Below are 1,642 nucleotides of genomic sequence, written 5' to 3' on the forward strand. Positions count from 1 at the left end.
GACTTGACGGATTCCCTCGTGGCGCGACAGGTGGACCATCGCGCGCGCCTGTGCGAAGGTCAACGTGCTTCCGTTAAGGCGCCGTGCCATGGCGCGCCGCATCAAGTGCGAGACGTCGGCAAGCAGGAAGCCTATGTCGGCCCGGGACAAGCGCATCGTCGGCCAGCACAATCGTATAGAAAGCTTATTATAATTATATGGCAGGTAAAAATTCCAGTTCGAGCGCAGGGACTGAAGATGACGATCGACTTTGAGCCCTCCTGGATGGATGCTGATCTGGTGCTGCTGCGCAGCACAATCGTCCGCTTCATCGAGAGCGAAGTGCTTCCGGACGACGAAGCCGCCCGCAAGCGTGGCAACGTCGGTCACGCCCTATGGCGAAGGGCGGGGGAGCTTGGGCTGCTGTGCCTCGACGTGCCGGAGGAGTACGGTGGTGGCGGCGGCGACTATCGGCATGAGGCCGTCTTCAATCACGAACTTGCACGTCGCAGCCTGACTGGTATGGCGATCTCAGCGCATTCGCTGGTCGCGCGCTTCCTGCTGGACCACGCGAACGAGGACCAGAGGCGCCGGTACCTGCCGCGTATGGCAAGCGGCGAACTGGTTGGCGCAATCGCAGTCACCGAGCCTGACGCCGGCTCGGATGTGCAGGGTATTCGCACTACCGCCCGACGCGTCGACGGCGACTACGTGCTGAACGGCTCGAAGATCTTCATCAGCAATGGTCTACTCGCCGGCATCGTGCTCGTGGTCGCCAAGACCGACGCTGGCGAAGGCGCCCGCGGCATGTCGATCCTGATTCTGGAGACTGAAGGCTTGAACGGCTATCGAGTCGGGCGCGTTCTGGACAAGATTGGCCAGAAGGCGCAGGACACCGCCGAGCTGTTCTTCGACGACGTACGGGTGCCAGCCTGTAACCTGCTCGGCGGGGTGGAGGGGAAGGGTTTCGGACAGTTGTCCGGACTATGCTATGAGCGCGTCACGATCGGAATCACGGCGGTGGCCGCGATGGAGGGAGCGTACGATGCGACACTGAGCTACGTACGCGGGCGCCATGCATTTGGCCGACCGATTGCCGAATTCCAGAATACCCGATTCAAGCTGGCGGAAATCGCCACCCAGATCAAGGTGGCGCGCACGTTCATCGATCGTTGCGTGACCGAATTGGCCGCTGGGCACGTTGATATGATCACCTCGTCCATGGCGAAATGGTGGTTGACCGAATTGCATGGCAAGGTGATCGATGAGTGTCTCCAACTTCATGGCGGCTATGGCTACATGAACGAGTACCTCATCTCTCGCCTGTACCTGGACGCCCGGGTACGTCGGATCTATGGTGGTACGAGTGAAATCATGAAGGAAATGATCGCGCGGTCGTTGTAGCGACCCGTTGAACGTCCCCACGCAGCAGTTGTCTGTTGGTCTGCCCGGCCGGCTGAAGTCGATTCAGACCTCGTGGCGATATGCCCAGAGAAACCAGTTATTGGTTCCGCGTTGGATGCGGACATCGTTTGCCTAGAGCGGGTCGGTGCAAGACGTGAAAACCGAAGGCTTGCTTCCGAAGTGGTTCCGTACGCACAGCGCTGCAGACACGAGTACATCTCTTCGCCCGTTGAGGAGTCCGATCTCGACGACTCCCGGA

1 protein-coding gene is annotated in these 1,642 nt (G+C 60.2%); it reads left to right on the plus strand.

Annotated elements, in window-relative coordinates; all coding sequences use genetic code 11:
• Positions 1–237 precede the first annotated feature (237 nt).
• Positions 238–1,383 (plus strand): acyl-CoA dehydrogenase family protein, encoded by a 1,146-nt coding sequence (locus IT540_RS20665; RefSeq protein ID WP_291181767.1) that lies wholly within the window; start codon positions 238–240, stop codon positions 1,381–1,383.
• The last annotated feature ends 259 nt before the right edge of the window (positions 1,384–1,642 follow it).

Source organism: Hyphomicrobium sp. (assembly GCF_020852195.1).
Taxonomy (GTDB): domain Bacteria; phylum Pseudomonadota; class Alphaproteobacteria; order Rhizobiales; family Hyphomicrobiaceae; genus Hyphomicrobium_C.

Excerpts from the sequence above, each read along its gene's own strand:
- IT540_RS20665 (WP_291181767.1), top strand. The coding sequence starts at position 238 with ATGACGATCGACTTTGAGCCCTCCTGGATGGATGCTGATCTGGTGCTG.